The sequence below is a fragment of the Halomonas sp. genome, from assembly GCF_014859505.1.
Classification (GTDB): Bacteria; Pseudomonadota; Gammaproteobacteria; order Pseudomonadales; family Halomonadaceae; genus Halomonas.
In genome coordinates this window covers 1-5920 of sequence record NZ_JACUUD010000148.1, presented here as the reverse complement: position 1 = coordinate 5920, position 5920 = coordinate 1, and the positions used below count along the sequence as shown (strand labels likewise).

3 protein-coding genes are annotated in these 5920 nt (G+C 64.4%); all 3 read right to left on the bottom strand.

Annotated features, from left to right (window positions below; all coding sequences use genetic code 11):
• A partial coding sequence (locus IBX53_RS14060; RefSeq protein ID WP_290910383.1) for a hypothetical protein occupies positions 1 to 3754 on the bottom strand: 3754 nt, incomplete at its 3' end.
• A 176-nt stretch (positions 3755 to 3930) separates the two neighbouring features.
• Positions 3931 to 4818, bottom strand: coding sequence for a hypothetical protein (locus IBX53_RS14055; protein WP_290910378.1), 888 nt, complete (start codon positions 4816 to 4818; stop codon positions 3931 to 3933).
• A gap of 9 nt (positions 4819 to 4827) precedes the next feature.
• A partial coding sequence (locus IBX53_RS14050) for a hypothetical protein (RefSeq protein WP_290910377.1) occupies positions 4828 to 5920 on the bottom strand: 1093 nt, incomplete at its 5' end.

The window sequence follows — 5920 nt, the reverse complement described above, 5'->3', positions numbered from 1 at the left end:
AGGTGCGTGTTTCGTCCTCGATCAGTGGTGCCCCGCTACCCGCCAGGGTCAGCCGCGCGGTGACGAACTGCTGCTGCCTGGGTTCCTTGAGCCACAGCCGCAAGGCGTGCTCTCCCGGGTCAAGCCGAATCCGCTCCAGCGATTCTTCCTCCGACAGACGGATCAGCCGGGGACTGCGATCGCCCAACTGGATCATCACCTCAGCCGGGATTCTCGCCTCGTGGGGCAGGACGCGCTGTATAAGCCTGACTTCGATGACCAGGGGGTCGGGCGTCGAGAGCTCCACGCCCTCGACGCCCCTGCCGCTCAACCGCATGGACGACGCCGGAAAAACGGGAAGCAATGACTGGCGCGCGCGCCTGAAGGGGGAGTGCATCGCCTCCTGGAGGGGGAGCTGGCGCACTCCGGCACTCTCGAAACTACTGCTGATGTGCCGCCAGCCATACCCCTGAAGCAGCCTGTCGGCAAGCTGTCGAAGGGCCACCACCTCGGCATGAACCTGGGCGAGCCTTGCCAGGCGCGCGCTCACCCGATCCATGAGGTCGGGGTTCTGCTCGAGCTCCCAGAGCAGTGCCACCGCAAGCGCATAGGCCTCGCCGTGAGATTCCGGGACGCCGGCGACCTCGGTCTCGACGCTTTCCACCCGAATCGCCTGGCCACCCTCCGGCCACGCTTCCGGAGCCACTGCCATGACGGGAAACTCCAGGGATTCCAGGGCGTCCTTGATAGCAGTGGCGTTCAGGGAGACAAGATCGAGGCTATGCAGTCGTTGGGAAGGCAGGACAGGCAACAGCTCGAGTTCTGCCTCATGGACCCTCAGGTAATCCGGCGAGGTGTCCGACAGCCAGCCCGTCGCGTTCACGGGGCCCTGCAGCAGATCCTTGAGGACAAGTGGCGTCAGCGGCGGAAGCACCGCCCAGGAATGGGTTGGCTGCCACTGCCACAGCTGCGCCAGGTAGTCATGGTGCCGGGGCCGCAGGCGAAGACGGTGCAGGCCCGGGGGCACCTCGAGAAGGATGTCATCACCGGTGGCGGTCGCCGTTCGGCGATTGATCGTCGCAAGATAGGGATTCTCTGCACGGCTGAGGATCGGTGCCCGAAGCGTCGTCGTTCTTCCCGCAACGTCGACGAGCTCGGTCGATAGCCAGTCGATTTCCCCTGGCTTGCGGGACTCCGGTGCCACTCTGCGCAGCTGGACACGCAGTATTGCAGGCCCCACCACCTCGAGTTCCAGCGGCGAGTCGGCAGTGGCATGGGGAAGGGAGAGGGGCCTTTGCGTGACCTCGCTGAACAGGGTCGAGAAACCCCGGCTGCTCTCGATGCGATGGCCAAGAGAGGCCCACTCGAACGCCTGCTGCGTCGACAGCGACCAGGCAAGCCAGCGCTCCACGGCAGCAAGGCGCTGTTTTCGATCCCGGCTCCCTAGCTCGCTGGCGATGGCCTGGGCGTCATACATTCGGCGAGTACGTTCGGCACCGGCGTCTCCTGCCAGACGCCAGTGATCGATTGCCTTTTCGAAGTCTCCGCTTCGGGCGGCCAGATCACCCTGTCGCAGGGCTCGCTCCCTGGCAGGCCGCTCGAAGTCTTGGGTATCCGCGGTATGCGACCAGCCGGCCTCTTGTGCTGCCTCCGGCAGCCATGACGGCGGCGCTCTCTCCCGAGCAAGCAGGAGTCCGAGCTGGGTTGCCCAGAGGGATTCACCCGCGCGATGCAGCGCCTCGCCCAGAGGCTCCAGGAGCTGCCCGTCGCCCTCACGCAGAAAGCGTGCAGCCAGCAGACGAACCTGACTCTCCCAGCGCTGGGTTTCCGCGTAGGCCGTCAAGAGGTCCTGTGTGGCCAGTTGCCTTGTGCCTGCAGCGCTGCCGAACACCGCCACGGCCTGGCGTTGACGCCCTGCCAGATAGTGCTCACCCAGGGCGCCGAGCGCCTGCTGTGACAAACGATAGGCGTCGGGGTGATGGCCGTAGCCTGCATTGCCCAAGGTGTCCAGCACCCCGAGCCAGTCAGAGCGCTGTGCCTGGGTCCGGGACCTCGCCAGGCGTTGCTCCAGGTCGGCAGGCGCCTGGGCCGGGCCCTGCGGTGTGAAGTCATCCAGATAGGCCGCCTGGGAGGCATGAAGATAGCGAAGCATCGGGTACCACTGGTTCTCCAGGGCACGTACCGGGGGGATGACAGGCTCCAGGGGGGACGAGTCCGGGTTTGGAGCGCCGCCGAATGCGCTGTGCAGGCGAGCGACGAGAGAGCGGTAAGGCACCTCTTCGAGAAGCTCGCGATAGGCGGTTTCGCCGGCATCGTATGGCTGGCTGGCCCGGTACTGAAGCGACACCGGTAGAGCGACATCGCCCCAGACACGCACTTCGCCGACATCCGCGGGCAAGGGCAGAGTCGCCATGTCCGTCGGCCAGTAGTGGTCCGCCTCACGCTGCGCCGCGAAGGCGCCTCCCAGCGTCGGGATCACGGCCAATGCCTCTTGAGAGAGAATAGCGTCCTCTGGCGTGGACAGATCGGCGTGCAGCGCCGGTGCACTCAGCCTCAGCCGCTGGGCCGGCGCATCGTCGTACTGCACCCAGAGCGCTGCCTCTGCCTCGGGCGTCAAGCGCGCAACAGAGAGCCGCAGACGTGAAGGGCCGAAGCGTTCCGGCAGCGGATAGGTCAGAGGCGTCTCAGCAAGCTCGACGAAAAGACCGCGGCCCAGTCGGTCCAGCACATCGTCGGCATCAAGGAAGTAGCGCTCATCCGCTTCGAGCTCCAGCGGACTAGTGGTGGCGAACCAGGCCGTTTCCAGGGCTAGCGGCTCACTGTCTCTGTCCGGGAAGAGGTTGCGGAAGAAGCGCTGGTCGCGTTCGATATTACCGGCAAGGGCTTGTCTGGCAGGATGAGGCCTGGCCCCGGGCCAGGAGGGACTATCGGCTTCGAGAACTCCTTGTTCAAGAAAGCCCAGAGCGATGTCGGCGGCTCCCTCGATATGGTTCGACTGCCGCAGGGCGTCAAGTTCCACGAGTGGCTTGCCACCGGCGCCCGGAGGAGTGTCAAGAAGCCACTGGGTACGCTCGACAAGGCCAGGCTGGGGGTCGTTGAGGTCGAGAAAGTAGGCCTTATCGGCCTTCTCGATTCTCGCCAGCAGGGGCAGGGACGCCTTGAGCCTAAGCCGATGCTCACCTTCGGGGATCGTCAGGTAACGCCGGTCCATGCCACCGTGAAGCCGGGAGGCGCCGAGTTCCTGGTAGAGGGTGCTGAACCGTGTTCGATTGATGGTCAGAAGTTGCCAGGGAGCATCATCGAGGGTCCAGCTCAGGGAATAGCGCCCTTGGTGCTCCGCACCCTCGGCCGGGCGGCTGGCGAGGGCGAGCACGCGGGGGCCTTCGATCGCCATCTCGAGGATCTCGCCCTGCGCCAGGCGATGCACGGGCAACCGCTCGCCGTCAGCGTCGCCAAGCGCTACCCGTTCGAGCCTTGGCGACAATGTGACCTCGCGGAAGGGGTCTGGCGAATCCACGTGATCCTGCGTCGCGACAAGCAATCGGCCACTGAAGGCCACCTCAGCCTCCAGGCGAGCCAGCAGAGGAGATGGTTTGTCCTTCACATGAAACCATTCATGGCTCTGCGTGCCAGGGGTCCAGGGTTCCTGCCTCCATAGCCGTCCGTCACCGGAGAGCCACAGCAGGGGCGGTGCCTGATCCTCATCCAGCTGCAGGCGAAGATGACCCTGTTCCGGCAGATTGAAGGTGGCCATCTCGCCGGCATCGAGAGTCACTCGCCCTCTTCTCTGCTCCGAAAGATCCAGGAGCTGTGGCTCCTCCCAGAAAAGGCGCGGCGCCTGGCTTGCCCGCTCGCGCTCGATCAGCGGATCCGCAGGATAGGGATAAGGCAGGTTCTCGCTGGCGGCAATGGGAGGTACCACTGCACAGGACAGAACCACGGCAAGCCATCTCATGGGCTGGTCTCCGTCACGCATTGGATGAGGCTGTTTCTGGCATCGGCATCGCTGATGAGACGCTTGCGCAGCTCACTTTCAAGTTCCAGGTGCACGAAACCATCAAAGCCCCTGGCACGCAGGTTGGAGCCGACAGTGTTGGTGGTGGCACCCAGTTCACGGACATCCCGGGGAAAGAGCATCGCCCGGATACCGAGGCGCTGCGAGAGGCAACGGGTCAACTGGGACAGGGACTCGAGTGGCTTGCGACTACCGTCACTGAGGATGGCCTCGGCTTCACGCCCGGCCCGGCTCTTGCGTTTGGCGCTGCTGAAGCCATGCAACTGGAGTATCCGCCCACCGGGATACACGTCGGCGAAGGCCCGGCTCAGGGCATGCAGGTAACTGTCGGAGATATGTACGAGATCACTGTCATCGCCGTGGTAGCGATGCATGGTGTTCCAGGCCGAGGCCATGGCATCGCTTTCCAGGAAGAGCTGGCTTGCAAGGGTTCCGGTGTGCAGGTCGTAGTACTGGTGAGGTGCCTGGATCAGCAGTGGCGTACTGCCCTGGACGCGCGCGGCATAGAGCCCACGCCCAAGACGATCGTCTTGCTTTTCGATCAGCACGACGATGTCCGGCTGGGACAGGGCGACCGGCTCGACGCCAGGGATTTCCATACTCTGCGCCGCCTCGCGGCGATCATCCATGAAAAGCCAGTGCCTGAACCCCTCCTCTGCCTGAACGATATAGGGTCTCTCGGGCACGGCGTACACCTCGCTTCTGGCTTGCTCGAGCAGTGAGTCAAGGCTATGCGCCGACGGGGAGGCCAGCGTCATCACGTCAGTGATCAACAGCATCGCTGCCAGCAGCAAGCAGCCCTTGAGATAGCCCTTGTCAAGCATATTCCACCATCATTCGCCCTCCTCACGAAAACCGCGTGCACGTTCGTGTTCCCCTGGCAGTACCTCGTGGAAAACGACATAGCCTGGGGCACCACTGTGGAGAGAAAACTCCACCGTAACGGAGCCATCGGGTATATCACTGCCCAGATCGATCAGCATCGGCTGGCCATGGGCAAGCCGTTCGCGTTGCTGGTCGAGCACATAACCGACCCCAGCCTCTTCAGCTGTAGGCGTCATCTGGTAGAAGCGCTCGAGATGCGTCCATTCCCGCGTCGGCCGGGAGGTCAGAGCAGCGGATTCGACGCGTACACGAACCGTGCTCGAGTCCCCGGCATCGCCGAGAGAGTAGAAGCGTGCACCCACAAGCTGGCCATCTTCGCGTTTGTCCACGGGATAGCTCAGAGTTGCTTCGTCCAGGCGAAATGCCATGCGGCGCAGGTAGCCGGACTCATCAGGGTAGCGATAGTTCATCAGCCAGGTTCCCGAGGTACTGGCGTCGAGTTCCACCTCATGGCGGCCCGCGGAGAGCGGCGGCAGGCTGATGTCACCCCGCCTGCCGATCAGTTCGTGGCGCATCGAATTGCCGTCGATGCGCAGGTGCAGGCGGAAGGGTTCCGAGGTTTCGCGCAGGTAGATGAGTTGCGGCTCGAGGCTGCGAGCGACCCCGGGGGTGGCGATCTCCACCGTTTGGGTGCCAGGTTCGAGGGGCTGGAAGTAGGCGGGAAGCCCGCTCGGGCGCAGGCGCTCTTCGCCGCGCAAAGGAACCAGGATGCGGGCACCACGGGCCGAGAGCTGGGGGTCGAGTGCCTGCCACTGGTAGCGCCCTGCCAGGAGCTGGGGATCGCGCTCCGGCGGGCGCGACTGTACATGCAGTACCCGGCTGGTATCCGGCGCTCTCTGCGCCGAGGACTGCTCCTGCATTCGAGTTTCCGATGGCTGCAGGAGGAACCAGCTTGGCTGTCCCTCGCCATCGCCACGCCAAGCGTAGTAGTCCACCGGTACCCGGGTGCGATGGGGCAGGTCATCCGGACGAGTATAGGCATTGGCAAGCAGGCGCTGTCGGCTGGTGACTTCGAACCGAACCACCTCGGGCGGCAGGCGC